This is a genomic window from Haloarcula sp. MBLA0138 (genome assembly GCF_055632455.1).
The window spans coordinates 298,876-323,145 of record NZ_JBVMVU010000002.1; the positions used below are offsets into that span (position 1 = coordinate 298,876).

The following is a 24,270-nucleotide window of genomic DNA, read 5'->3' on the forward strand; positions in this document are numbered from 1 at the left end:
CCCGTCCGTCGGCGGTCGTCGCTTCACCATCGTTCCCTTACTCTGCGTACCCGAGGTCCCGCAGTCGGTCGGCGACCGCGTCGTCGTCGGCGAGCGGGTCGGCGGTCCCGGTCGGCGCGTCGGCGCTGACGGTCCGGCGCGGCCCGTCCTCGTAGACCAGCCACGGGACCTCGACCAGTTCCGGCGTGTAGATGCCCCGCGGGTGGCCCCACTCGCGGAACGGGATGGGGGATGCCCGCTCGCCCACCATGTTCCCGTGGTCGGCCGTCACGACCGTCCTCCCGTCGAGTTCGTGCAGCAGCGTCTCGACGTGTGGCAGCGCCCGGTCGAGGGTGGCCCCGTAGGCGTCCCACACGTCCTTCCGGTCGGCGTCGAGTCGGCCCTGCAACAGCCGCATCCAGACGTTCTCGCCGGCCGCCGGGTCGGTGAAGTCCGTCCCGTCGCCGGCGAGGTCGGCGTCCGCGCCCACGAACGGGTAGTGGGGCTGCATGTAGTGGACGACCAGACGCTTGTTCGGGTAGTCGGCCGCGGTCTCCAGGGCCCGCTCGGTCACCGTCTCGGGGAGGACCGTGCCGTGGTCGTCGCTCCACCCCTCGCCCGACCAGACCTCGACCACGTCACGGAACCGCGCCCGTATCGACTCGGCGTGATGGTTCAGTTGCGGGTTCGCGGTGACGTACACCGTATCGCGGAGGTCGCGGCCGTCGACGTTCGCCCGCAGGAACTCCACCGTCGTCGACGCCCGCGACCGGCGGCGTTCGAGCCGGCCCGGCAGGTCCGAACGGCGCTCGAACATGTCGTAGCGGCAGGCGTCCAACACGACGAGCGTGTCCCAGTCTTCGTCGAACGGGTCCGTGCCGGCCGCGTTGCAGCGCCGGAGCCCGAACCGGCGGTGGTAGAGCCGGTTTGCCCCCCGGCAGAACAGCACCGGCGTCGAGAGCGCGCGGGAGAGGCGCGAGCGCGTGTCCATGTGGCCCCTATTCGAGCGAGCCGCGGGATTAGTGTTACGGGACCGGGGTCCGGCGACGCCGCGAGCAACCGATTCGGAAAGGCTAATTCCGCGCCGTCGACCAGACGACGTATGCACGTCCTCGCGGCGACGAACAACCTCTATCCGGACCCGAACGCGACGGGGTCGGGGCGGTACAACTACGAGGTCGGCCGTCGGCTCGCCGAGCGGGGCCACACCGTCTCTGTAGTCACCCGACGCCGGGGCGACCAGCCGACGGCGGAGACCGTCGACGGGATGGACGTGTACCGATACGACGCCTCGATTCCGCGGCTGCCCGCGACGCTGCGGACGGTCGGCGAGCAGGTGGCGGAGATACGGGCGACCGAGCCCGTCGACCTCGTCAGCTGTCACGGCGCGCTCAGTTCCTTCGCCGTCGACCGCGCCGTCCCCGACGACGTGGCGCGGACGTACACGGTCCACGGCCTCTGGGCCGTCGAGTATCGCGACCGGGTCGGCGACACCGGCGGCGTGGCGGCCCCGTGGCACCGGCTGAATCAGGCGCTCCGCCACCGGGTCGAGGCCCGCCTGCTCGGTCGGGCCGACGCGACCGTCGTCCTGAGCGAGTTCATGCGCGAGCGGGTCCGGGACCGCCATCCCGACGCGCCGCCGCCGACGGTCGTCCCCGGCGGCGTCGACCCCGAGCGCTTCGCGCCGACGGTGGCCGCCGACGGCGTCGAGACGAGCGCAGGGGACGGACTCAGCGTCCTCACGGTGCGCCGCCTCACCCCGCGGATGGGGTTAGAGACGCTGCTTGACGGGTTCGCGCGGGTCGCCGGCGAGGGCGTCGACGCCCACCTCTACGTCGGCGGCGACGGGCCGCTCCGAGGGGCGTTGGAAGCCCGGGCCGACCGGCTCGGCGTCGCCGACGCGGTCACCTTCCTCGGCTACGTCCCCGAGGCCGACCTCGCGGCGCGGTACGCCGCCGCCGATGTCTTCGTCCTCCCGACGCTCGAACTCGAAGGGTTCGGGCTGGCGACGCTGGAGGCGCTGGCCGCCGGAACGCCGGTGGTGGGCACGACTGCCGGCGCGACCCCGGAGATTCTCGGCGCGCTGGCCGACGACCCCGCCGTCCCGGAGTCGCTGCTCGTTCCTCCCGGCGACGCCGACGCCCTCGCCGCGGCGTTGCGCGCGTGGGCGCGACTGCCCGTCGCGGAGCGAGCGGCCGCCGGCGACGCGTGCCGGGAGTACGTCCTCGACGCCGGCTACACGTGGGAACGCGTGACCGACCGGCTCGAACGCCTCTTCGCGGACTGTCGCGGGTAGGGTTCGGGCCACGACGGCTGGCACCGACGCGGGCGGTGTCGCCGACCCGCTCGCTCGAACGACCGGGGCCGGTACACGGCGGCGTCGTGATAACCGAGCGACTGGTCCCACCATCGGGTTTATTACCGATATTGCCGATACAGTACTGATAACGAGAGTTTCGTGTCCCGCTCGAACCAACCCATCCGGGTCCTGTACGTCGACAACGACCCGGCGGTTCTGACGACCGCGCAATCACATCTCGAGCGGGCCGACGAACGGTTCACCGTCGAGACGACGACGGACCCCGACGGGGGACTCGAACGGCTCTCCGCGACGGACTTCGACTGTGTCGTCGCCGGCTACGACCTGTCCGACAGGACCGGGCTCGACTTGCTGGCGGCCGTTCGGGCGGAGCAGCCGGACGTGCCCTTCGTCCTGCTCGCCGCGGCGGAGGACGAAGGGGTGGCCGGTGACGCCATCGACGCCGGCGTGACCGACTACGTCCGACGGGGGGACGGGGGCGAGCAGTACGCACTGCTCGCCAACCGCATCGCCAACGCGGTGACCGGCCGGCGGGCGCGACAGCGGGCGGTGTGGCAGCGGACCGTCTTGGGGAACATGAACGAGGGTGTGTACGTCCTCGACCGCGACTACCGGCTTCGGTTCGTCAACTTCCGCGTGTCGTCGCTCGACGAGGTGTCCGAGGAGGAGTGGACTGACAGTCCCCTCTCGTACTTCGCCGAGACGGGCGTGCTCTCGGAGCGCGAGGTCGAGCGGATACGGAGCGGGGCCGACCGGATTATCGACGGCAGCGCCGACGACGTGAATGTGAAGCTACACCCCGCGATTCCGGACCCCGACCGGACGCTGGAACTCCGACTGACCGGCGTCGAGCGCCCGACCGGCGAGACGTTCGTTCTCGGGACGACCCGGGACGTCACCGGCCGCGAGGCCCAGCAGGCCGAACTGCAGTCCGTCCGGGCGCAGTACGAGACGCTCGTGGGTCACATCCCGGACATGGGGGTGTTCCTGTTCGACGACGACCTCCAGTACACGCTGGCCGGCGGGGCCGAGTTGGCCGAGGTCGGACTCACGTCGAGCGCCGTCGAGGGGCAGACCCCCTTCGACCTGTTCCCGGAGGACATCGCCGCGGAACTCGCCGAACACTACCGGGCGGCGCTGGACGGCGAGAAACACACCTTCGAACAGGAGTTTCAGGGCAAGCACTACCGCATCAAGACGCTGCCGGTGCGGACCGACGGGGGCGAGGTCATCACGGGACTGGCCGTCTCCCAAGACGTGACCGAACAGCGCGAGAGCGAGCGGGAACTGGAGCGGCAAAACGAGCAGTTGGAGGCGTTCGCCCACGTCGTCAGCCACGACCTCCGGAACCCGCTGACCGTCGCCGCCGGCCAACTCGAACTCGCCAGAGAGAGCGGGGACGGCGAACACTTCGACAGCGTCGAACGGGCACTCACACGCAGTCAGGACCTGATAGAGAACCTGCTGATGCTGGCGCAGTCCGGTGACGAACTCGGTACCGTCGACGACATCGACCTCGCGGCGGCGGCCAGACAGTGCTGGCAGACCGTCGACGTCTCGGACGCGGAACTGGTCGTCGAGTCCGACACGCGGTTCCCGGCCGACCGGAGCCGGTTCCAGCAGCTACTGGAGAACCTCATGCGAAACGCCGTCGAACACGGCGGCCCCGACGTGACGGTCAGCGTCGGCGCGCTGGCGGACGGCTTCTACCTCGAAGACGACGGCCCGGGGCTCGACGACGGCGACGGGGAGCGCCTGTTCGAGATGGGGTACTCGACGAAAGACGAGGGGACGGGGTACGGGCTGGCGATTATCGACCGTATCGTCGACGCCCACGGGTGGACGATAACTCCGTCCGAGAGCGACGCCGGCGGCGCTCGGTTCGAGATACGGGGCGTGACCGAGTCGTAACGCGCCGAGTGTAGCGGCTGCTGTCTTCCCGGCGCAGACGGGGCTCTCCGGCTGTTCGAACCCTCGCGCCGGGAACTACAGTCACGCCGGCCGCTCGACCCACCCAGCGAGAGCGGTCGGGGGGAAGAGCCAAGCAAAAGCGACTCCGCACATCCCATATGAATCAGAGACGGATTGGGGACATCTCTCTCGGGGTGACAATGGTCGTGGTGGGTATTGCCCCGCTGGGACTCGCCCTGACTGGACGGGGTTACCTGATGGGAGGCTACGAGTTCGGTGCTATCTTGGGGAATCTCGGGACACTACTCGTATTCGTTTCCATAGTCTGTGGGTTATAGTAACAATTGCAACGATTTACATACCGACCGCACTGCCGTCGTGCGGTCGGGTGTGTATTGATTTTCAATGGCTACTATAGTTTTGGCCGTAGCAGGGGTCAACGTCCTAAGGGATGGGCGTTCCGAGTCGGATACAACGTCGCTTTATTGATTCGGCGGGTGTCCTCGTCGCTCAGTCGTGAGGTGTTGTCTGCGTATCCCGCTGAATGACTACATCACCGCTCCCCGTTTTGGGGTATGAGATAGCGACTTTCTAGACACTGGGAAGTACAGGGACCTCACTCCCCGCTACGATAGAGATTGAAAAGCCAGTAGGCTATCACACCGACAACCGCGACACCGACGACGCCAGCCAGCCAGTTTCCATCAACGACGAACTCACGGAGACCGCCCGTAGCGCCTCTGAAGGCAAAGAGGACGAGTAGCACAAGTGCTACGCGGCGAAAAGAAAAGCCGAACCGCTTTCCGGAGTCCGGTTGATCCGTCTCCATACTGTAGACTATCCACCACTATCTGAATAGTTCTTTCCCCGTTCGGTTCGCACACCCCTCGTCGCCACAGCAACTGTTATGTGGGGCTGTTCCCTACCGCCGTCCGACCGATGAACCGGGGCGACATCGAGCCGTTCTCCGAGTCGCGGACCTACCGCGCGCTCCGGACGCTGTGGGGGTGGACCGAGAGCAGCGCGGTACTGGCTCCGCTCGACGGGGAGCGGGCGCTGGTCGCGGTACTCGGCGTGGTTGCAGTCGTCAGCGTCGGCTCGGTATTCGCCTCGAACTTAGGGGCCGGCGTGAAGTTCCTCAGCTTCGCGCTGGCGTTCGTCTGTCTCGCGGTGCTCGCCGAGCGGGTCGTCGACCCGAGCGCGGAGTAGGTCGGCCCACGATTCCAACGCCGGCGCGCCGAAGACGGCCAGCAGGAACACGAACACCGAGCGGTGGCGAATCGTCGTCCCGAAGTTCGAGTCGATGAGGCCGTAGCCGACCACGCCGCCGACGTAGACCACCAGCAGGAGGACGGCCACGACCGAATCGGTGTCGTTGGCCCGGAACGAGCGGTAGGCAGCCGTGGCGAGGACGACCAACAGCGGCAGGGAGAGTACCGCGAGCAGGTCGAACGCGGCGTCGACGTGCAGCGGGAAGGGCGCGAACTGGAAGTAGACGGCCCGGACCGGCGCGGCCAGCGCCACGTCCAGCCACGACTCGTAGCGCATGGACTCCAGATAGGCGGCCCCGCCCGCGGCGCGGTACTGCAGTCGTGCGTTCAGGGCGTCGACGGGGAACAGCCACGCGAACAGCGCGAACCCGCAGATGCCGACGGGGACGGCGGGCAGAGTCAGCGACGCCAGCGTCACCGGCTCGCCGGCGACCCGCGTGGCGGCGACGACCAACAGCGACGCGGCGGCCCCGAGCAACACCAACAGCGCGAGTTCCTCGCGCAGGAGAGCGAGCATCGCCCAGAGCGGCACCGCGGCCAGCCCCCACCAGTGCCGGCGGTCAGCCAGCGCCCGCACGCACGCCGCCAGCAGCGTCACCGCCAGCAGCGTCGAGAGCGCGTCCCGCATCGGCAGACTCCCGAAGAGGAACGGCAGCGGGAAGAATAGCACTGCGAGCAAGACGCCGTCGGTCGCCTCCAGCGACGGGTAGAGCCGCCGGGCGAGATAGCAGACCGGCAGCGGCGTCAGCACCGCGAACAGTCCGTTGACGACCGCGAGCGTCGTCGGGTCGGCACCGAACGTCGCGTAGACGACGGCCTGTACCGTCCCGAAGGCGTCGAGCGGCGAGAACGGGGCCGTGTCGGCACCGCGCAGGATGCCCGTCGCTATCGCGTCGAAGAGGCCGATGTCCCAGTCGTAGGGCAACAGGGGCAACACGCCCACGGCGAAGACGAGGTGGCCAGCGAGGGCGAAACCGCCGGCCCGCCGGTACAGCGGCGAGCGCCGCCGGGCGACGAGCAGGAACGCGGCCGCGACCGCGACGCAGGCGAGGACGACCATTCGGCGGGGGGTATTCGGGGCCGACGTATATACTCGCGGGTCGCCGGTCAGCCGCCGCCAACCCCGGTCACTCGCCGAGCGCGTCGCGGTAGACCGCGCGGGTGTCAGCGAGCATCTGTGCCTTGCTGAACCGCTCGCGGACGCGGCGCTGTGCGGCCACGGAGTAGCGGCGGTAGCGCTCGGGGTCGTCGAGGAGCTCCGCGGCGGCCGCGGCGATGCGGTCGGGTTCGCCCGGCGGGACCGTGGCACCGGTCTGCCCGTCGACGCTGACGAACGGGACGCCGGTGGGAAGTGCGGTGTTGACGACCGGGAGGCCCCGTTTCATCGCTTCGAGTTGAACGATTCCGAACGACTCGTTGGCCCCGGTCGACGGGAGGACGAAGACGTTGGCCGACTCGTAGAGGTCGTCGAGCCGGTCCTCGGAGACGAACCCCTCGAAGGTGACGCGGTCGGCGACCCCCTCCTGGCGGGCGTGGGCTTCCAGCGACTCGCGGGCCGGTCCCTTCCCGACGACCGACAGCGACGCGTCGAGGTGTCGCATCGCCGAGACGAGCTGTCTGACGCCTTTGAACTCGACGAGGCGGCCGACGAAGAGGAGCCGCCGCCCGTCGAGGGGTTTCGGCGACGGGTTCCGCAGGTCGTCGCCGGCCTTGACGCCGATGGGCACGACCGCGGTCTTGTCGCGGAACCCCGAGAGCCGGTCACACTCGTCGCGCATGTTCGGGGAGGTGACGATGATGCGAGCCACGTCGTCGAGAAAGCGGGCGAGGACGGGCTCGTACGGGTAGACGACCGGCCCCTTCCCGATGATGTCGTCGTGGAACGTCGCCACCGCCGGCGTGTCGTCGGTCCAGTTGAGCAGGTGGCTCACCGGCCCGAGCGGGAAGGGGAGGTGGTAGTGGACGAGGTCCGCCCACGCGAGCTGTTCGCGCAGTCGAACGGGGAACGTCGGGCTGAGCGGCGTCGACTTCAGCGAGCCGAGACAGCTGGTCCGGACGACGCGCGCGCCGTGTCTCTCGTCGACGCCGCCCAGCCCGCGGGTCCGGGAGGTGAACACCCGGAAGTTCACGTCGTCGATACCGGTCAGAAGCGTCCGGACGAGTTTCTGGATGCCGCCGGTGAAGGGGTAGTAGTAGGTACAGACCTGCAAGACGTTGGGGGCGTCGTCGTTCGTGGCTGCGCACATGGTCGGGGAGTCAGCGCCGGCCCGGCCCCCTTCGTCGGTGCCCCCGAGATGTCATATCCACGGGTCAACCGGAGAACGATATAAGACCTTCGTTTCCTAGGGCGGCCGAAACCTGCATGCTTTTGTTTTAGGCTTCCCGAAAGAGGTGCAATGACCGCGGACCGCGAGTCGCGTACGGAGTCGGAGTCCCGGGTCGGACTCCGGGCCGACGACCCGCCGGTGCGACCGAAGAACGTCTATCGGTTCCTCGGCGTCGCCGGGATAGTCGCCTGTACCGCGCTCTCGCTCGGCGTCGTCAGCGCCGTCGACCCGCATGGCCTGTTCGGGGCGTGGCTCCCGTTCGCACCGGTGGGGCCGGCGCGGCCGGCCGGCGGCGTCGGCGCGGCCGCGCTCGCGCTCCCGGCGCTCGTGACGGTCGTCGCCGCGCTGCCGCTGTGTAAGCCCCGGCCGCGGCGGATTCTCGACACCGTCACGGAGACGCTGCGCTCGCTGCTTGCCGCCGCGGCCGTCGTGGCGACGGCGGGGTACTTCCACTACGGGCTCCGGCTCCCGCGGGCGACGCTGCTTTTCACCGTCGGCCTGCTGGCGGTGACGCTACCGGTCTGGTTCGTCGTCCTCCAGCAGTGGCAGCTCAAACGCAGCGAGGGGACGCTGATAGTCGGCAACGACCCGCGCCAGATAGAGGCCGCGGTGCAGGCGGCGGCCGAGCCCATCGTCGGCTACGCCTTCTCGCCGACCGACAGCTACGGGTCGGCCGACGACCGGGTCGGCACGGACGGCGGCCACCCGCCCGTCCCGGAGAAGCTCTCCCAGTACGAGTGTCTGGGCGGGCTCTCCCGGCTCGACGACATCTTGGAGCGGTCGAACGTCGGCACGGTCATTCCCGCCCTGCCCCAGACCGACCGCGCCGAGTTCTTCGGCGTCTTGGAGACGTGTCACGGCCACGACGTGAGCGTCGAGATACTCACCGAACACAACGAGAGCGTGCTGGTCAAGGAGGAGGCCGCTATCTCCGCCGAGCGAACCAAACGCCTCATCGGCATCAACATGGAGCCGCTGGACCTCCAGAACCGCCTGTCGAAACGGCTGTTCGACGTGTCTTTCGCCGGCATCGGTCTGCTGGTGACGCTCCCGCTCGCGGTGGTCGTCGCCGCGGCCATCACGCTCGACGACGGCGGCCCGGTGTTCTACCGGCAGGAGCGGACCACCCAGTTCGGCGATACGTTCTCGGTGTACAAGTTCCGGAGCATGACACCCGAGAGCGAGGACGCCGCGCCGGGCGAGGACGACGCGCGGGTCACCCGCGTCGGGCGCGTCCTCCGACGGACCCACGTCGACGAACTCCCGCAGCTGTGGGCTATCTTCACCGGACAGATGAGCGTCGTCGGCCCGCGGGCGGCGTGGACCGCCGAAGAGGAGTTCATCCAGCAGGAGATGGCGACGTGGAAGAAGCGGTGGTTCGTCAAGCCCGGCCTGACCGGGCTGGCACAGATAAACGAGGTATCGAGCGAGAACTCCAGAGCGAAGCTCCAGTACGACCTCACTTACATCCGGAACCAGTCGTTCTGGTTCGACGTGAAGATCGTCGTCAGGCAGCTGTGGATGGTGTGTACGGACATCGCGCGCCTCGTTGCGCGGCGTGTCCCCGGCGTCCGTCGACTGAGCGGGTGACGCCCACGGCGCGTCCGGGGAACCGAAGGCTTTTGATTTAGGACGACCTAAAAAACGTGATGGCCGCCAGCACGAACTCGCCCGCTGACTCCGCTCCCGACGCGGAGCCGTCCGACCGACCTGAAGTGACCGTCTGCGAGAGCGTTCCCGGCCGCTCGGTCTTCGTCGAGTCGGGGAACTCCGACGCGTGGATAGCCAGCGACAGCACCGTCGAGGTCAGGCCGTAGCGCGACGGCCGGCGTCGCGGTCCCTAGCGCTCTTCTCGTTCGCGGTTGCCGGCCAGCAGCCCGTCGACCAGCCGGGTGAACCGGTCGACCAGCCGGTCGGCGACCGACGGCTCGACGAGGCCCAAGAGCCGCGCGGTCGCCTCTGGCCGCGCGAGGACGAGCGTCACGCGGTTGCGCGAGTCCCGCTCTTTCCCGACGAGGTCCTGCTCGACGAGGTGGTCGAGGTGCCACTCCAGCGTGCTGCGGGCGACGCCGACGCCGTCGGCGACCGCCGCGGGTGCGCTCGGGCCGTTCGTCATGAGATACACGAGGACGTCCCGCGCGGTCTCCCGGCGCAACACCGCCAGCGCCCGCCGTTCCCACGGGTCGCGCTGTGGCGTGTAGTAGTGGGTCCGCCCGTAGAGCGACTCCGCGACCACGTCGTCGGCCCGCTGGAGCTTCCGGACGTGGTACTGGACCTGTCCCGGGGCCAAGTCCAGTGCGCGCGCGAGTTCGTTGAAATGGACGCCGGGGTGGTCGGCGACGTGCGCTCGAATCCGGGCGCGCTGGTCGGTCACGACGCTGGCACCTCCCGGGAGACGGTCCGAGCGTAGTACACCGCGGCGACGACCAGCGCGACGAGTACCACGTCCATCCCGTGTTCGAGGAGGTGGTGAGTCGCCGGCGAGAGCAGGCCCAGCAGGCTGCCGACCGCGACGACGGAGCGGCCAAAGAGCGCGGCGAAGGCGGCGAAGAGCAGGAGGTACGGGCGGGAGCGCCGCTGGACGAACGCCGCGAACGCCACGCCCAACAGCAGCGCCGCCCCCATCGCCGCGAGGGCGAGGACCACCGTCAGCGCGACCGATTCGACCGCTGGGACCGCGTGCAGGGCGACCGTCACTGTCGTCTCCGACTCGGGGTCCCGCGCATCTGAGTGTTTCGACCCGCGGCGAACGCAAGCGGTTTGTGACTGTCCGTCGACGTACCGCACGGTCATCGATGGACGATACTGACCCCCCGGCCCCCGGCCGCGTCGCCGACCTCGTCGCAGACGGTGCGACCGAGCGGGCGGAGGCAGCGCTCTCGGACCTCCGCGCCGCGCCGACGGACGACCGGAAGGCGGCGCTGCAGGCCGTCCGGTCGGCCGCGGACGAGCGGCCGTCGACTGTCGGGAACGCGCTCCCGTCGCTCGCCCCGTTCCTGACCGACTCGGAGCGCGCCGTCCGCCTCACCGCCGCGAAACTGTTCGCCGCCGTCGCGGAGACCGACCCCGCGGCCGTCGCCGCGGTCGCCGACCCCCTCGCCGCCCGCCTCCACGACGACGCCGAGTTCTACTACGTCCGCGCGCGGGCCGCCGAAGCACTGGGCCGCGCGGCGCTCGAACGCCCCGCGGTGGTCACGCCGGCGGTGCTGGCCGACCTCCGCGTCGGGCTGGAGTTCGACGAACCGGAGGCCAGAGAGAAGCACGCGGCGGCGCTGGAGCGGGTCGCTCTCGGCGACCCCGACCGGCTGCGACACCACGTCTCCCGTCTCGCCGACGCCCTCGGCGACGAGCGCGACCTCGTGAGATACCACCTCAGTTCGGCACTGGTCGTGGTCGGCGCGGTCCACCCCGAGCAGTTGCGAGATGCGAGCGACACGCTCGCCGCGCGGCTCGACGACGCGGCGCTCCACGTCCGGGGGCGCGCGGCCGAGGCGCTCGGGGTCCTCGAACGGGCCGGCGTCGACCACGACAGGCCGCGGGACGCGTTGCGGGACCTCACCGGGGACGACGCCTTCGCCGCCGAGCGCGCCCGGTTCGCGCTGGTACCGGCGGACGGCGGAGCTGACGGAGCGGACGAGGGATTCGGAACGGTCGCGTCCGTCCGCGCGACGACGGCGGAAGCGGTGGAGGCGCTGACCGCGCCCGACGGCGAGGCGTGTCCCCACTGCGGGCAGCCCGTGCCCGAACCCGGGCCGCCGATGTGTCCGAACTGCGGTGTGCCGCGCTGAACGCCGTGTTTAGGCCCACCGAAATCTCGAAAGGGTTATTACTGTTTAGGCGGGCCTAATTCGCATGGACAAAGAGGCGACGGGAACGCCGACGCGGCGGGCGTACCTGCGACGCGGCGCGGTCGTCGGCGGGAGCCTGCTGGCGGGTTGTGCCGGCGTGGGCGGAACCGACACGACGAACGGGGAGACGGCGGCCGACGGGACCGCGACCGACATCGGAACGCCCGAATCGACCGAGGCGGGGCCCTACGAGGTGACGATGGAACCGGTCGGCACCGTCGCGTTCGACGCCGTCCCCGAGACGTGGGTGCCGTACACGGCCGACTACGCCGACATGGGCGTCGCGCTGGGCCACGGCGACGGGTTGGCCGGCATCGGACTCCGCGCCCGGTTCGGAACCCACCACTACGACGAACTGCCCGGCGTCGGCGTCGACGCGGCGGACCTGACACAGCTCTGGCAGGACGGCACCGGCAAGGAGGTCTTCTACGAACTCGACGCCGACCTCCACGTCGTCGACCCGAACTTCATGGTGAACCGGCTCCAGTGGGACCGGGCCGACGTGACGGAGATACGGGACAACGTCGCGCCGTTTCTGGGCAACACGGTGTTCACGCAGGTCTACGACTGGCACGACTACCGCTACTACTCGCTGTACGAGGCCTTCGAGAAGGTCGCCGAGGTGTTCCGGGAGCGGGCGCGCTACGAGGCGTTCGAGGCCTACCACGACGAGGTCGTCGCGGACGTGCAGTCACGGCTCCCGTCGTCGACGCCGTCGGTAGCGGTGCTCTACCCGGCCGGCGTCCCCCCGGAGTCGTTCTACCCCTATCTCGTCGGCGAGGGGACTCAGTCCAAGCACTGGCGAGACCTCGGCGTCGAGGACGCGCTGGCGGCCCACAGCGTCAGAGACACGCAGGCCGGCGGCGGAACGCTGGACTACGAGGCGCTGCTGGAGATCGACCCCGACGCCATCGCCGTCCGGATGCAGGGGGAAATCACGGACGAGTACTTCGCCGAGAACATCCGGTCACACATGGCCGACCACGACGTGGCGAGCAGTCTCACGGCGGTTCAGGACGACCGCGTCTTCTACGGGGGACTGACGTATCAGGGACCGATTCTCCACCTCTTCCAGCTCGAACAGGCCGCTCGGGGGCTGTACCCCGACGAGTTCGGCGGCGAGGAGCTGTTCGACCGCGACCGCGTCGCCGACATCGTCGCCGGCGACGACTGACTCCGCGTCGGCCGTGTCGTCTCGTCGTTGCGGGTGGCATCGACCGCGCCGTTCGCCGTCGAGAAACCAAAGCGTATTTATATTTTTAGGGCGGCCTAAAAATATGGCAGATAATCATACCGAAACGCGCGCCCCGACGCGGCGCGAGTACGTCAAGTACGGCGGCGCGCTCGTGGGCGGGGGGCTGCTGGCGGGCTGTGCCGGCGGCGAGTCGAACACGTCGGATGGGGAGACGGCGACCGACGGGACCGCGACCGAATCGGGAGTGTCCGAACCGGCCGGTACGGCTCCCTACGAGGTGACGATGGAACCGGTCGGCACCGTCGAGTTCGACGCCGTCCCCGAGACCGTCGCCACGTTCACCGCGGACTACATCGACATGCTGGTGGCGTTGGGTCACGGCGACGCCGCCCAGTCCATCTGGTACCGCGGGCGGTACAAGACGCTGCACTACGAGGCCCTCGACGGTGTCTCCGTCGACCTCGACTCGCTGACGCAGCTGTGGAACGACGGTATCTCGAAGGAGCCGTTCTACGCGATGGACGCGGACTTACACCTGATGGACCCCCACGCGCTGACCGACTGGTTTCAGGCGTGGGACCGGGCCGACCTCGACGAGGTCCGCGAGAACGTCGCGCCCTTCCTCGGAAACGTCGTCTTCCGGCGGACCGACTCGTGGCACGACTACCGCTACTACTCGCTGTACGAGGCCTTCGAGAAGGTGGCGGCGGTGATGGACGAGCGGGCGCGGTTCGAGGCGATTCGGTCGATGCACGACGACCTCGTCGCCACGGTACAGGCCCGTCTGCCGGCCCCCGACGAGCGGCCCAACGCCGCGCTCGTGTTCGGCGGGGAACAGCCCGAGGAGTTCACTCCCTACCGGTTGTCGGGTAACGGCACCAACAAGGAACACTTCCACACGCTGGGCCTCTCGGACGCGTTCGCCGGGACCGGCGTCGACGGCCTCTCGACGAGTGACACCGGGACGCTCGACTACGAGGCGTTGCTGGAGATCGACCCGGACTCGCTGTTGCTGCGCTACCACGAGTCGGGCAAGAGCCGCGCGGAGTTCGAGGAGACCGTCCTCGCGTACATGAAAGACCACGAGGTCGGGAGCCAACTGACGGCCGTCCAGAACGACCGGGTCTTCCGCGGCGGCCCCATCTACGCCGGCCCGCTGCACAACCTCTTCATGATAGAGCGGTACGCGCTGGGCTATTTCCCCGACGCCTTCGCCGAGGACGAACTGTTCGACCGCGACCGGCTCGCGACGATTATCACCGAGGGGGTCGAGAGATGAGCGACGGGGCGGAGGGACCCGACCGCCCGTCGCGGCGGGAGTGGCTGGCCGTCACGGGGACGCTCGCGGGCGGCCTGCTGGCGGGCTGTGCAGGCACGACCGGGTCCGGTTCGGAGTCGAGCGGCGAGCTGACCGATGCGTCGACCGACGACGGCTCCTACACCGCGACCCTCTCACCGGTCGGCGATGTCGAGTTCGACGCCGTCCCCGAGCGGGTCTACACCGGACTGCCAAACACCGTCGACATGGCCGTCGCCGCCGGACAGAGCGACGCCGTCGACGCCGTCTACTACCCGGAGTACCACGGAACGCTGCTGAACCACTTCTACGACCGCCTCGACGGCGTCTCCCTCGACTGGGAGGGGCTCACGGACTCGTGGAACCTCGGCAAGGAGGGGTTCTACGAACTCGACAGCGACGTTCACCTCACGGACCCCGCCTACGCCGCGACGCTGGAGAACCTGAACGCCGACGATGTGGCCGAGATACGGGACAACGTCGCCCCGTGGTTCGGGAACTACTACAGCGACCGGCGACGCGACCCGCCCGAGGGGTGGGCCGAGGAGTACCGATACTACGACCTGTGGGAGATATTCCGCAGGGTCGGCGAGGTGTTCCGGGCGGGGGACCGCGCCGCCGCGCTGGCAGAGGTCCACGCTTCGATGCGCTCGACCATCGAGTCGCGGCTGCCCCCGGCCGACGAGCGCCCCACGGTCGCGCTCGTCTTCGACGGTGAGGGCGAGACGTTCTGGGTATATCACCTCAACGTCGACGGGTTCCTGACGGCCCACACCCGCCCCCTCGGCGCGACCGACGCGTTCGCGGACGCGACGTTCGACGGGCCACAGACGCAGGTCGACTACGAGGGGATGCTCGCCGCCGACCCGGACGCGATACTCGTGTTGTTCACGATGGCGTCGAGCTACAGCATCGCGGACGTCCGGGCGACCCTCGAAGCCGACGCGGTCGGGAGCCGACTGACGGCCCTCCGAAACGACGACGTGTACGCGCAGGGCGCGCGCTACCAAGGACCGCTGATGAACCTCTTCCAGTTGGAGATGACCGCAAAGCAGCTCTACCCCGAGCAGTTCGGCGCGTGGCCCGGTTACGAGGACGGCGAGGCCTACCCCGAGATTCCCGCGTCCGAGCGGCTGTTCGACCGCGACCGCGTCGCCGACATCGTCGCCGGCGACGTGTGACCGGGTATCGGTCCGCGCGCGCCGCCACCCCCGACTCCGAGAGACAATCCAGCCGATGCATCCCAGCCAAACCTCATTGACCGACGACCGACGCGGTACCGGCGACGGACACGGGAGCCGCGAATGACCGGCGAGCCCCAGTACCTGCTGGTCGTCTACGTGGCCGAGCAGGAGCAGTCACCGCCGATTTCGCCGGGCCGCGTCGCCGAGACGCTCGACCGCTCACCGGCGGCCGCTACAGAGATGCTGAAGCGACTGGCGTCGCGGGGCCTCGCCACCTACGAACCGTACGAGGGAGTGACGCTGACCGACGAGGGTCGTGCAACCGCCGCCGACCTCCACGAGACGTACCAGACGCTCGTCCGGTTCTGCCGTGACGTGCTCGAAATCGACGACTACGAGCGCGAGGCCCGGCGGCTGACCGGCACCGTCAGTTCGACCGTCGTCGACCGCCTCGACGCGACGCTGCTGGGCGAACACTCGACTGAGTGACAATCCGGGGTGTCTGTTACAGAAATACGGGGCAGAATACCGTTACAGATTACTGTTACGGACGTCCGGTCGCTCCTTGTGTGGCCCGCCGCCCGCGACGGTGCCCACTGTATCACCCGATACAGTTCCTCACACGGACTGAACGGAGATAGGACAGCGGGCCATCACGCTTCTCCAGTACATCTACTCGGGATAGACGACTGTAGCAGATAGACACAACAGAAGTACACGACAGCGGCTCGTCACAGAAGCCCGGCACAGAGATTCGTGATGGTAAGCTATAGCAGACGGATGTTACAGACAAAAATCACAGACAGTTGTAGCAGACATCTTTAACAGAATTCCGTAACAGACATATCGGGCAGACGACCGGCCCAGACGGAAGTACCGGGCGTCTGCACCAGATTTTCGATACGGCGTCGAGCGAGCGCCACCGCATGCGGACGTTGCGGTACGGTAGAGTTACAGACGGATGTCTGTTACAGCTATACTTGACGGACGACACAGACAGATGTCTGACACAGATTTATAACGACGGGAGCGGAAGCCACGGCGTATGATAACGGCCGTGGTCTACTCCGAATCGGGCGGGACGTACAAGACGACGATGACGGCCAACGTGGCGGTCGCGCTGGAGCGGATGGGACACGACACGCTGGTACTGGACTTGGACCCCCAAGAGGGGAACCTCACAAGTCTCTTCGACGTGGGCGTGAACCGCAGCGACCCCGACGCGGACAATCTAGTCAAACACATCCTCGACATGCCCGACGGTCCCTTCGAGGACCTGATAGAGACGACGGCCGAGGGGGTCGACGTCGTGCCGAGCCACGACATGCTCGGGGACTTCACCTCGAACCTCGAACAGAAGATATCCTACGAGACCGGGATGCAGAACATGAGCCGCGAGGAGTACCCGCGGTTCGAACTGCTGTACGACCTGCTCTGGAACGAGCAGGCCCTCAACGAGGAGTACGACGCCGTCCTCATCGACCCGAACGCCCGGGCCGAGGACCTGCTCTACAACGCCATCTTCGCGCTGCGGACCCTCGTCGCGCCGGTCAAGCCCGCCGGCAAGGGGAACCTGAGTCTGGACGGGCTCGAAGAACTCGTCGGGAACATGGAGCAGCAACTGGACATCGAAATCGGGCTGTCCTGTGTCGTCCCCTCGGGCGTCGGCCAGACCAACGCCCACCGGCAGTACCAACAGCAGTTCGAGGACACGCCGGCGTTCGCCACCCCGGTCACCATCGGGAACCGCGAGAGCCTCATGGACGCGATGTGGGAGGCCCGGGGGTCGGCGTTCAAAGTTGTCGAGGAGCGCTGGAAGACCTTCCAGCGGGACGGCGAGATGGTCAGCGAGCCGAACCAGCGCCGCGTCCGCGACCGGGAGGTCGAGACGCTGGGACGGCTGTACGAACTCGCGTGGTTCGTCGCGACCGAGACGTTCGACGCCGGCGGTGACCCGGTGCTCGAACTCGACATCCGGGACCACGGGACCAGAGAGATCGACCTCGGCGGCGAGCGGGAGGTGACCGCATGAACAACTTCAAGTCCGGCTCCGGGAACCTCGATTTCGGCGGGGGCGACACGGACGACGGCGACGCCGCCACAGAGACGACCGAAGCCGACGACGAGCCGTCGGCGGTCACCGGCGGAGCGGCCGACGACGGGTCGGGCGCGAACAGCGAGCGGACGGCAGAGTCGGGCGGGGCGACGGCTGACGGCGAGGCGTCGGAGCCGACCTACCCCTACTTCGTCCGCCGGAGCAACGTCGGCGACGAGCGCGACACGCGACTGGAAATACACGTCCGCGACGCGGTCGCCGAGCGCGAGGCCGGCTTCCGGAGCGAACTCGCCGACCGGCTCGACACTGACACGGTCTCGAAGACGGACGCCCGCGAGTTCGCGCTGCTCGCGGCGTTCGAACACCCCGAGCGGGTGGCCGACCTGATGCGCGACGAGGGGTTCGGCGCGCTCGACTGAGCCGGCGGGACCGAAACCGCGACGCCAGCGGTCCCGGACACGACGTAACCCGACGTTACTGGACGGAAGGTGGGGGTAACTATGCGGTCGGCTGTCGTCGGTCTGGTATGGCTCTCAACTGGCCGGCGGTCGTCATCGGAGCCGTGGTCGCCCTCGTCGTCGGCTCGCTGGGCGGTGTCGCCATCCCCGTGGTCGGAACCATCGGCGGCGGCGTCATCGGGGGGTTCGTCGCGGGGTATATCGCGGGCGGCGGGCTGTGGAACGGGCTGTGGAACGGACTGGTCTCGGGCGCGCTGGGCGGCATCGTGAGCGCGGTCGTCCTCTCGCTGTTCGGCGCGCTGGTGGCGACCGTCGGCGGCCCGCTGGCGAGCATCTTCGCCGGTGTGAGCGTGTTCGTCCTCGGTGCGGTCGTCGCGCTCCTGTTCGCCATCCCGAGCGGGATTGCGGGTGCCGTCGGCGGGTGGCTCAACGGCGGCTGACCGGTCCGGCCGTCGCAGTCACAGTGCGCTACCGGAACGCAACCGGTACGGACGTAGCGAGTATCTGAGCAGCTTTCCGCACGGGTAACGCATTCGTTACTAATCCTACAGAGAGCGTACCGACACTTGCCCATGGCCATCAACTGGAGAGCAGTACTCACTGGGTTCGTTGTCGCGGTCGTCCTCGGGCTACTCGTGTCGTGGGTAGCCCCGCCCGCGGAGACCACCGGAATCGCTCTGGCCCTGCCCGGACTCGTCGGCGGCTTCGTCGCCGGCTACATGGTCTCTGGCATCGGACGGGGGGCCGTCCACGGCGGTCTGGCGACCGTCGTCGGAGCCCTCGCGGTGTTCGCAGTCATCGCGGTGCTCGGCCTCCTGTTCGTCGGACTCGTCCCGGCAGTCGGCAGCACTATCGTCGCCCTCGTCGCCCTGTTCGTCATGGCGATTCCCGGCGCGATAGCCGGCGCACTCGGCGGCTGGCTCAAGGGTCGCGGTGAGGCCCGAACGGGCGCAACGACGCCCTGACAGCCGCCCCGTCGAACGCTTTTTCCCCGTCGTCACGTCGCTATCCACCGCCACGTCGCCACACGTCTTCACACCCACTACACCGCCTCGGTACGTCACGCGTCGTCCCGTCGCTGTCGGTCGCGTCGAGCATGGCGGTGACCTGCTCGTTCGCGCCAGCCATCCCGAGGTCGAGCCCCCGACCGTCGAGGTCGCGCTGCAGCGCGACGAGGAACTCCGCCGCCGCGAAGTCCACCGTCGGCGAGGAGGCGAAGAACACGTACGCGACGGCGGCGGCCAGCGCGGCGTACAGCCCCGTCTGCGGGGCCGCTCCCCGAGCGCCTGTAGCTGCCGTTCGCCCCCGCTGTCTTAGAAGGGAGAGCCATTCGGCGGCGGGCGGCTCTTAGCGACTGGGCGGCACCGTCAGAAACCGGGGGCACGACCGCGCGGTCGGTGGCCGGTCGGGCGAGCGACGCCTCAGTCGTCGCTCGACCCGCTCCCGTCGGGCGAGTCGTCGGTGGGTGTTCCCTCGGGCGGAGCCGTGCGTTCGTGGGTCCCGGGGTCGGCGGCCGTCACCGACGACGGGCTGACGGGGTCTTCCCCCAGCGGGGCCTCGGTACCGTCGCCGAGGAACCACGGAACGACTAGCCGGGCGAACTCGAAGACGACGACCAAGACGATGGGGCCGAGGAAGATGCCGTACCAGCCAAAGAGTATCGGCCCGAGCGTGTACGCGAGCATCACGGCCCCGACGTGTAACGTCCGGCCGCTGACGTAGGGCCGGAGCAACTGGTCGGGGATGTAGTCGACGACGACAAAGGAGACGAGGACGAACACGAGCGGGAACCAGAGCGTCTCGGGCGCGGCGAGAGCGGCTCTGGCGAAGAGATAGACGGCGACGGGAGCGGTCACCAGTTTGATGCCGATGACCGGGACCAGACTCGCCGCGCCGACCAACAGCCCGACGAGCGCGGGCTGTGGAATCAGGACCGGCGGCGGCGCGACGGCGTTGAGGAGGAGGTACGTCACGACCGCCAGAAAGCCCGTGAGGAGCGCGTTGAGGATGTTGCCGAAGAAGACGTTCTGGAGGTCGCGGTCGACGGCGACGGCGTAGCGTTCGCCGATGCCGCCGGGCGCGACGAAAGTCTCCCGCGCCCAGCCCGCGATGCGGTAGTCGTCTCTGAGCAGGTAGAAGACGACGATGAGTGCGACGAACGCGTGTATCCCGACGGCGAACAGCTCCTCGACGGCGGTCAACAGGAGGGCGAGCGACTCCGACAGCGCCCCGCCGACTTCCGGGCCGGCGAAGCGAAGCGGGTCCGTGGCGACAGTTCTGACCGTCGCCGTCACCTCGGCGGCTATCGCGGGCAGGTCCGCGTAGGGCTGTAGCGCGGCCGTTAGCTCGTCGCTGACGCCGCTCCCGGCCACGTCCGCGACCGAGCGTACCGCGACGTAGAGCGTCCACCCGACGAGTACCAACACTGGGAGCGCGACCGTCAGGAGCGCGACCACCACCGCGAGCGTGCGCGAGGCGACCCGACCGTGAATGCGGCCGAGGACCGGCCGGGTGACGTAGTACGCGAACACGCCCACGGCGACGGTCCCGACGTAGCGCCAGAGGACGTACGTGACCGCGAGCGAGAGGGCGACGGTCGCAAGCCAGAACGCGACCCGGTCCCGACGGCCCGTCAGCCCGAGCGAGCCCGCCGTCGCTTGCGCCGGGGTGCCGCCGTCGGGCTCTCTGGCCGCTCCAGCGGCGTCGCCCTCGACACCGCGTTCCGTCCGACCGCTCTCGCCGGTAGCCGCGCCGCTGGCGTCGTCGGGGTCGTCGGCCGGTCGGCCGGGACTCGGCGGGGTATCGACCATAGTCAGCGCAATCGGGTGGTGACCGCCGGGCGGTCAGCCGCCCCGCGGTTCGCCGCCGATAGTCTCGCCGCCGCCGGTCGCCGCGGTCCGCCGGCCCTGATAGCCGAGGACGACGAGCATGATACCCGTCGAGAGGAGATGGAGCCCGACCAGCAGGCCGACCGCCCACAGCGCCGTGGTCGGGAATCCGACCCAGAGTAGCGCCGCCAAGAGGAGCGAGACGACCCCGCTCGTGACGACCCAGACCCACGAGGACGCCGGTCGCATCCGCAGGCCGCCGACGACTTCGACGACGCCTTCGACCGCGAAGTACGCGACGAGCAGTATCGTCAGCGTCGCCAGCCCGAAGACGGGGTTGACCAGCAGCGAGAGGCCGGCGACGCCGTAGAGGACCGCGAGCGCGACCTGCCAGACCGACCCCCGCCAGCCGCCGGCGGCGCGAAACGCCCGGACGAGGTGGGTGACCGCGCCGACGACGAGCAGCGCGCCGAACAGGAGCGAGACGCCCACGCCCGTGGCGAACGGGGCGAGGACCGCCAGCAGGCCGAGCAGCGAGATGAGGACGCCGGCACCGACGAGGTACCGCCAGTCCCGCCGTTCGTCGCCCGATTCCGAACGTACCGAAGACGTATCAGTACTCATGTGACTCTGCAGTCATGTTCGCCGCCCCAGCCGATAACCGTATTCGCGGCATTCCTGCGACGTGCTCGCGGACTCGTCACCCGATTCCCACGATTGGGTCCGGGATTGCTGTCAGTTGTATATCCTTACCGGTGTGAAGGTTCGCTTACCCGCGCGAGCCGATTCCGATTTCCGAGGACCGTCGCGGCGGCGGCCGTGTCGACGCCTGCGGATAATCCGCTGTTACGCCGCCCTCGCCGGTGAATAACTATACCCCGATGGCCCCGAGCGAGTCGTATGAGTTCCTTGGTCGTGCTCGCGTTCGACGACATGGACGGTGCCGCGACGATGCGCGACGAGATGTACGAGTTCCAGAAGCGCGAACTGATAACACTGGAGGACGCCGCCGTCGTCGTCCGCAACGAGAACGGTCGTGCGAAGGTCAAACAGGCACACAGCCTCGTCGGTGCCGGGGCGCTCGGGGGCGCGTTCTGGGGGATGCTCATCGGACTGCTCTTTTTCGCCCCGTGGCTCGGTCTGCTCGCCGGGGCCGCGAGCGGCGCGGTCGCGGGGAAACTCGGTGACATCGGTATCGACGATTCCTTCATCAAAGAGGTGAGCGAGGCCATCGAGCCCGGCCAGTCGGCCCTGTTTCTCCTCGTACGCGAGGCCCAGTTAGAGCGAATCGAGGCGGAAATCGGCGACGTGGAGTTCGAACTCATCGAGACGAACCTCTCGCCGGAGGACGAGACGCGCCTCCGGGAGACCTTCGCCGCCGAGGAAGTCGCCGGGTGACCGTCGCGCGCCGGCGCTCGCGGATTCGAACGAACACATGCGACTGGTCCAAGTACTGATTCCGGAGGGGAACCGCTCGTCGGTGCTCGACGCGCTCGACGGAGAGGGCATCGACTACGCGGTCTTCGACGAGGTCGGACGAGGCGACTTCGAGGCGATGGTCCAGTTCCCCGTCCCGCCAAGCGGCGTCGAGCCGGTGCTCGAAGACCTCGTCGACGCCGGCATCCGCGAGGACTCCTACACCATCGTCCTCCCGACGGAGACGGTCGTCTCACAGCGCCTCTCGGCGCTCACCGAGCGCTTTCCGGGCCTCCGCATCTCGCGCGAGGAGCTGTACGCGCGGGCCCAAGACCTCGCCCCGGCGAACTCCACGTTCTTCGCCTTTCTCCTCCTGAGTACCGTCATCGCGACGACGGGGTTGTTGCTCGACTCCGCGGCGACGATAATCGGCGCGATGGTCGTCGCCCCCCTGATGGGGCCGGCCATCTCCGCGTCGGTCGGGACGGTGCTGGACGAACCGGAGATGGGCAGGCGGGGCGTCGTGTTGCAGGTCGCGGGGCTGTTCGCGGCGATAGCGACGGCCGCGGTCATGGGGTGGGTGCTCCAGCAGACCGTGCTCATCCCACCGGGGCTCGACATCCGGGCCATCCCGCAGATAGCCGAGCGGACGAGCCCGAACTTCCTGTCGTTGTTTCTCGCGCTGGGGTCGGGCATCGCCGGGTCGCTCAGTATCATGCGCGGGGCCGGGTCGACGCTCGTCGGCGTGGCTATCGCCGTCGCGCTCGTGCCCCCGGCCGCCACGTCCGGACTCGGCATCGCGTTCGGGCTTCCCGGCGTCGCCCTCGCCGCGGCGGTCCTCGTCGTCGTGAACCTGCTCGCAATCAACATCTCCGCGCTCGTCCTGTTCTACGCGGCCGGTTTCAAGCCGCTCGACGCCGGGCAGTTCGAGGGTGTCCGCGCGTCCGTCGTCTCTCGGGTCGTCGTCCTCGTGGTCGGGATAGCCGTACTCTCTGTCGCTCTCGGCGTCGTCACGTGGACCTCGTTCCAGACGCAGGCGTTCGAGCAGCGCGCCCAGTCCGAACTCCAACAGCGGGTCGACGCGGCGGACATCGAGGGGGTCGAACTCGTCTCGGTCAGCGTCGACTACGAACTCGACGACCGCATCCTCGGCAACGACCCGCAGGTGACGGTCCTCGTCGGTATCCTGCGTGAGGTCGACGCCCCACCGGACTTGGCCGAGCGGTGGGACGCGCAGCTTTCCAGCGAGTTGGGCCGCGACGTGACCGTTCGCGTGGGCTTTATCGAGGCCCAGACGTCGGGCGAAATCCCGCCCGAGCACACGCCGGCGGCTCGGTCGCCCGAGCGGACCCCCCGCCGACGCATCACGCGCTGAGGGATGGTATATTCGGAACTACGCTGTATGAAAATACAAGCGGGTATTTCTATCGGTATCTTCGTTTTTGTTTCCATATCTGGCAGAAAGGGCCCGTATTATCAGTAACGCTCTCGCTCTTGGCAGTAGTGTGGATATCTTCGGCGAATCCGAAGCTATATTCGTACCGTGACACCGCACGGAATCAGCGGTGAGACAGACGCGGCGGGAGGCACACGCTTCGTACGGCAGCAGAGTGGCATCGAGCCGAGTCCGCAGTAGCGTGTCCGCAGTGGGCTGAGGATTGGTGGGCTGTGACTGACTACGAGTTACGCTCTCCCGCCGCTAAAGATCTGGAGCGGATAGTATTTAAATCTTGTTCTTCCATCGGTGAGTCTGTCCGAACTCGCCGGCCGATGCGTGCGGGTCCCATGCCGCCAGTCGAGACAGCGAAGCGGGTGAGCCGAACGCGGTCGACGTGTATCTCGACGTCCGCGAGCCGGTCGGGTCGCACAACTGCCTCCACTTCGACGTTGCGGGCGAGGAGTGTTGGGGCCGCGTTCCGGGGAACCACAAACCCGATACGGGTCAGGAACTGGCGCTCGCCTTCGACGAGGAACGGCTGCACCTGTTCTGGCAGTCGGACGGCATCAAATCCTCGCGCAGTCGGACCCGCCACTGGAGACCGCGGGTCAGCGAACGCAGTAGCGCCCGTCGCCCCGACACCGCGGCCTAGAACGCTGCCCGAGACGCGGAGGGCCCGCTTCCCGGACGTGGACGTGTCGAGCGACAGCTGTATTTCCTACCCGGTGACCGGTTCAGGAGG

General features: G+C 68.5%; 26 protein-coding genes. 17 read left to right on the top strand and 9 right to left on the bottom strand.

Annotation, left to right across the window (positions count from 1 at the left end; all coding sequences use genetic code 11):
• Positions 1–37: 37 nt before the first annotated feature.
• Entirely contained in the window at positions 38–970 is a 933-nt protein-coding gene (locus tag ACV7JO_RS16955) for an alkaline phosphatase family protein (protein ID WP_470355846.1), read from the bottom strand.
• 111 nt (positions 971–1,081) lie between these two features.
• On the opposite strand from ACV7JO_RS16955, the gene ACV7JO_RS16960 reads away from it, so the two are divergent.
• On the top strand, positions 1,082–2,275 hold the full coding sequence (locus ACV7JO_RS16960) for a glycosyltransferase family 4 protein (protein WP_470355847.1): 1,194 nt from the start codon (positions 1,082–1,084) through the stop codon (positions 2,273–2,275).
• A 162-nt stretch (positions 2,276–2,437) separates the two neighbouring features.
• Positions 2,438–4,210 (top strand): PAS domain-containing sensor histidine kinase, encoded by a 1,773-nt coding sequence (locus tag ACV7JO_RS16965; protein ID WP_470355848.1) that lies wholly within the window; start codon positions 2,438–2,440, stop codon positions 4,208–4,210.
• Positions 4,211–4,826: 616 nt separating this feature from the next.
• On the opposite strand, the gene ACV7JO_RS16970 is transcribed toward ACV7JO_RS16965, so the two are convergent.
• Positions 4,827–5,039, bottom strand: a complete 213-nt coding sequence (locus ACV7JO_RS16970) for a hypothetical protein (RefSeq protein WP_470355849.1) — start codon at positions 5,037–5,039, stop codon at positions 4,827–4,829.
• 110 nt (positions 5,040–5,149) lie between these two features.
• On the opposite strand from ACV7JO_RS16970, the gene ACV7JO_RS16975 reads away from it, so the two are divergent.
• Positions 5,150–5,419 (top strand): hypothetical protein, encoded by a 270-nt coding sequence (locus tag ACV7JO_RS16975; RefSeq protein ID WP_470355850.1) that lies wholly within the window; start codon positions 5,150–5,152, stop codon positions 5,417–5,419.
• Here ACV7JO_RS16975 and ACV7JO_RS16980 read toward each other — a convergent pair.
• On the bottom strand, positions 5,327–6,541 hold the full coding sequence (locus ACV7JO_RS16980) for a hypothetical protein (protein WP_470355851.1): 1,215 nt from the start codon (positions 6,539–6,541) through the stop codon (positions 5,327–5,329). The genes ACV7JO_RS16975 and ACV7JO_RS16980 overlap by 93 nt on opposite strands.
• A 67-nt stretch (positions 6,542–6,608) precedes the next feature.
• Positions 6,609–7,727: a glycosyltransferase gene (locus ACV7JO_RS16985; RefSeq protein WP_470355852.1), complete on the bottom strand. Its 1,119-nt coding sequence runs from the start codon at positions 7,725–7,727 to the stop codon at positions 6,609–6,611.
• 150 nt (positions 7,728–7,877) lie between these two features.
• Here ACV7JO_RS16985 and ACV7JO_RS16990 point away from each other — a divergent pair, with 150 nt between their 5' ends.
• Both ACV7JO_RS16990 and ACV7JO_RS16995 read left to right on the top strand, forming a co-directional pair.
• Positions 7,878–9,398 (top strand): sugar transferase, encoded by a 1,521-nt coding sequence (locus tag ACV7JO_RS16990; protein WP_470355853.1) that lies wholly within the window; start codon positions 7,878–7,880, stop codon positions 9,396–9,398.
• Positions 9,399–9,457: 59 nt separating this feature from the next.
• Positions 9,458–9,625, top strand: a complete 168-nt coding sequence (locus ACV7JO_RS16995; RefSeq protein ID WP_470355854.1) for a hypothetical protein — start codon at positions 9,458–9,460, stop codon at positions 9,623–9,625.
• 23 nt (positions 9,626–9,648) lie between these two features.
• On the opposite strand, the gene ACV7JO_RS17000 is transcribed toward ACV7JO_RS16995, so the two are convergent.
• Positions 9,649–10,182 carry a winged helix-turn-helix transcriptional regulator gene (locus ACV7JO_RS17000; protein ID WP_470355855.1) on the bottom strand — a complete coding sequence of 178 codons (534 nt, stop codon included), beginning with the start codon at positions 10,180–10,182 and terminating at the stop codon, positions 9,649–9,651.
• Positions 10,179–10,505: a DUF7471 family protein gene (locus ACV7JO_RS17005; protein ID WP_470355856.1), complete on the bottom strand. Its 327-nt coding sequence runs from the start codon at positions 10,503–10,505 to the stop codon at positions 10,179–10,181. The genes ACV7JO_RS17000 and ACV7JO_RS17005 overlap by 4 nt, the downstream gene beginning before the upstream one ends.
• A 98-nt stretch (positions 10,506–10,603) precedes the next feature.
• Between ACV7JO_RS17005 and ACV7JO_RS17010 the strand changes: the two genes are divergently transcribed.
• The 9 genes from ACV7JO_RS17010 (at position 10,604) to ACV7JO_RS17050 (ending at position 18,811) form a co-directional block, all read left to right on the top strand.
• Entirely contained in the window at positions 10,604–11,596 is a 993-nt protein-coding gene (locus ACV7JO_RS17010; protein WP_470355857.1) for a zinc ribbon domain-containing protein, read from the top strand.
• A gap of 64 nt (positions 11,597–11,660) precedes the next feature.
• The gene (locus ACV7JO_RS17015; RefSeq protein WP_470355858.1) at positions 11,661–12,830 is read left to right on the top strand and encodes an ABC transporter substrate-binding protein; all 1,170 of its coding nucleotides are present in this window, start codon (positions 11,661–11,663) and stop codon (positions 12,828–12,830) included.
• 103 nt (positions 12,831–12,933) lie between these two features.
• Complete coding sequence (locus tag ACV7JO_RS17020; RefSeq protein WP_470355859.1) at positions 12,934–14,130, top strand: ABC transporter substrate-binding protein; 1,197 nt, start codon at positions 12,934–12,936, stop codon at positions 14,128–14,130.
• Positions 14,127–15,329: an ABC transporter substrate-binding protein gene (locus ACV7JO_RS17025; RefSeq protein WP_470355860.1), complete on the top strand. Its 1,203-nt coding sequence runs from the start codon at positions 14,127–14,129 to the stop codon at positions 15,327–15,329. Before ACV7JO_RS17020 ends, ACV7JO_RS17025 begins: the two co-directional genes overlap by 4 nt.
• 123 nt (positions 15,330–15,452) lie before the next feature.
• Positions 15,453–15,821: a metal-dependent transcriptional regulator gene (locus ACV7JO_RS17030; RefSeq protein ID WP_470355861.1), complete on the top strand. Its 369-nt coding sequence runs from the start codon at positions 15,453–15,455 to the stop codon at positions 15,819–15,821.
• 556 nt (positions 15,822–16,377) lie between these two features.
• Positions 16,378–17,364 carry a ParA family protein gene (locus tag ACV7JO_RS17035; protein WP_470355862.1) on the top strand — a complete coding sequence of 329 codons (987 nt, stop codon included), beginning with the start codon at positions 16,378–16,380 and terminating at the stop codon, positions 17,362–17,364.
• Positions 17,361–17,807: a DUF7970 domain-containing protein gene (locus ACV7JO_RS17040; protein ID WP_470355863.1), complete on the top strand. Its 447-nt coding sequence runs from the start codon at positions 17,361–17,363 to the stop codon at positions 17,805–17,807. Before ACV7JO_RS17035 ends, ACV7JO_RS17040 begins: the two co-directional genes overlap by 4 nt.
• A gap of 107 nt (positions 17,808–17,914) precedes the next feature.
• The gene (locus ACV7JO_RS17045; protein ID WP_470355864.1) at positions 17,915–18,286 is read left to right on the top strand and encodes a DUF5518 domain-containing protein; all 372 of its coding nucleotides are present in this window, start codon (positions 17,915–17,917) and stop codon (positions 18,284–18,286) included.
• A 132-nt stretch (positions 18,287–18,418) separates the two neighbouring features.
• Complete coding sequence (locus ACV7JO_RS17050; protein WP_470355865.1) at positions 18,419–18,811, top strand: DUF5518 domain-containing protein; 393 nt, start codon at positions 18,419–18,421, stop codon at positions 18,809–18,811.
• Between the two features lie 40 nt (positions 18,812–18,851).
• Here the strand turns inward: ACV7JO_RS17050 and ACV7JO_RS17055 are convergent, their stop codons facing one another.
• The 3 genes from ACV7JO_RS17055 to ACV7JO_RS17065 all read right to left on the bottom strand — a co-directional run bounded on the left by ACV7JO_RS17055 (position 18,852) and on the right by ACV7JO_RS17065 (position 21,298).
• Positions 18,852–19,070 (bottom strand): STAS domain-containing protein, encoded by a 219-nt coding sequence (locus ACV7JO_RS17055; RefSeq protein ID WP_470355866.1) that lies wholly within the window; start codon positions 19,068–19,070, stop codon positions 18,852–18,854.
• 197 nt (positions 19,071–19,267) lie between these two features.
• Positions 19,268–20,656: an AI-2E family transporter gene (locus ACV7JO_RS17060; protein ID WP_470355867.1), complete on the bottom strand. Its 1,389-nt coding sequence runs from the start codon at positions 20,654–20,656 to the stop codon at positions 19,268–19,270.
• Between the two features lie 33 nt (positions 20,657–20,689).
• Positions 20,690–21,298, bottom strand: coding sequence for an HdeD family acid-resistance protein (locus ACV7JO_RS17065; RefSeq protein ID WP_470355868.1), 609 nt, complete (start codon positions 21,296–21,298; stop codon positions 20,690–20,692).
• A 309-nt stretch (positions 21,299–21,607) separates the two neighbouring features.
• On the opposite strand from ACV7JO_RS17065, the gene ACV7JO_RS17070 reads away from it, so the two are divergent.
• The 3 genes from ACV7JO_RS17070 to ACV7JO_RS17080 all read left to right on the top strand — a co-directional run bounded on the left by ACV7JO_RS17070 (position 21,608) and on the right by ACV7JO_RS17080 (position 24,180).
• A complete protein-coding gene (locus ACV7JO_RS17070) occupies positions 21,608–22,072 on the top strand; it encodes a DUF1269 domain-containing protein (protein WP_470356242.1) in 465 nt (154 codons plus the stop codon).
• A 37-nt stretch (positions 22,073–22,109) separates the two neighbouring features.
• Positions 22,110–23,465 carry a TIGR00341 family protein gene (locus ACV7JO_RS17075; RefSeq protein ID WP_470355869.1) on the top strand — a complete coding sequence of 452 codons (1,356 nt, stop codon included), beginning with the start codon at positions 22,110–22,112 and terminating at the stop codon, positions 23,463–23,465.
• 457 nt (positions 23,466–23,922) lie between these two features.
• A complete protein-coding gene (locus ACV7JO_RS17080; RefSeq protein WP_470355870.1) occupies positions 23,923–24,180 on the top strand; it encodes a hypothetical protein in 258 nt (85 codons plus the stop codon).
• The last annotated feature ends 90 nt before the right edge of the window (positions 24,181–24,270 follow it).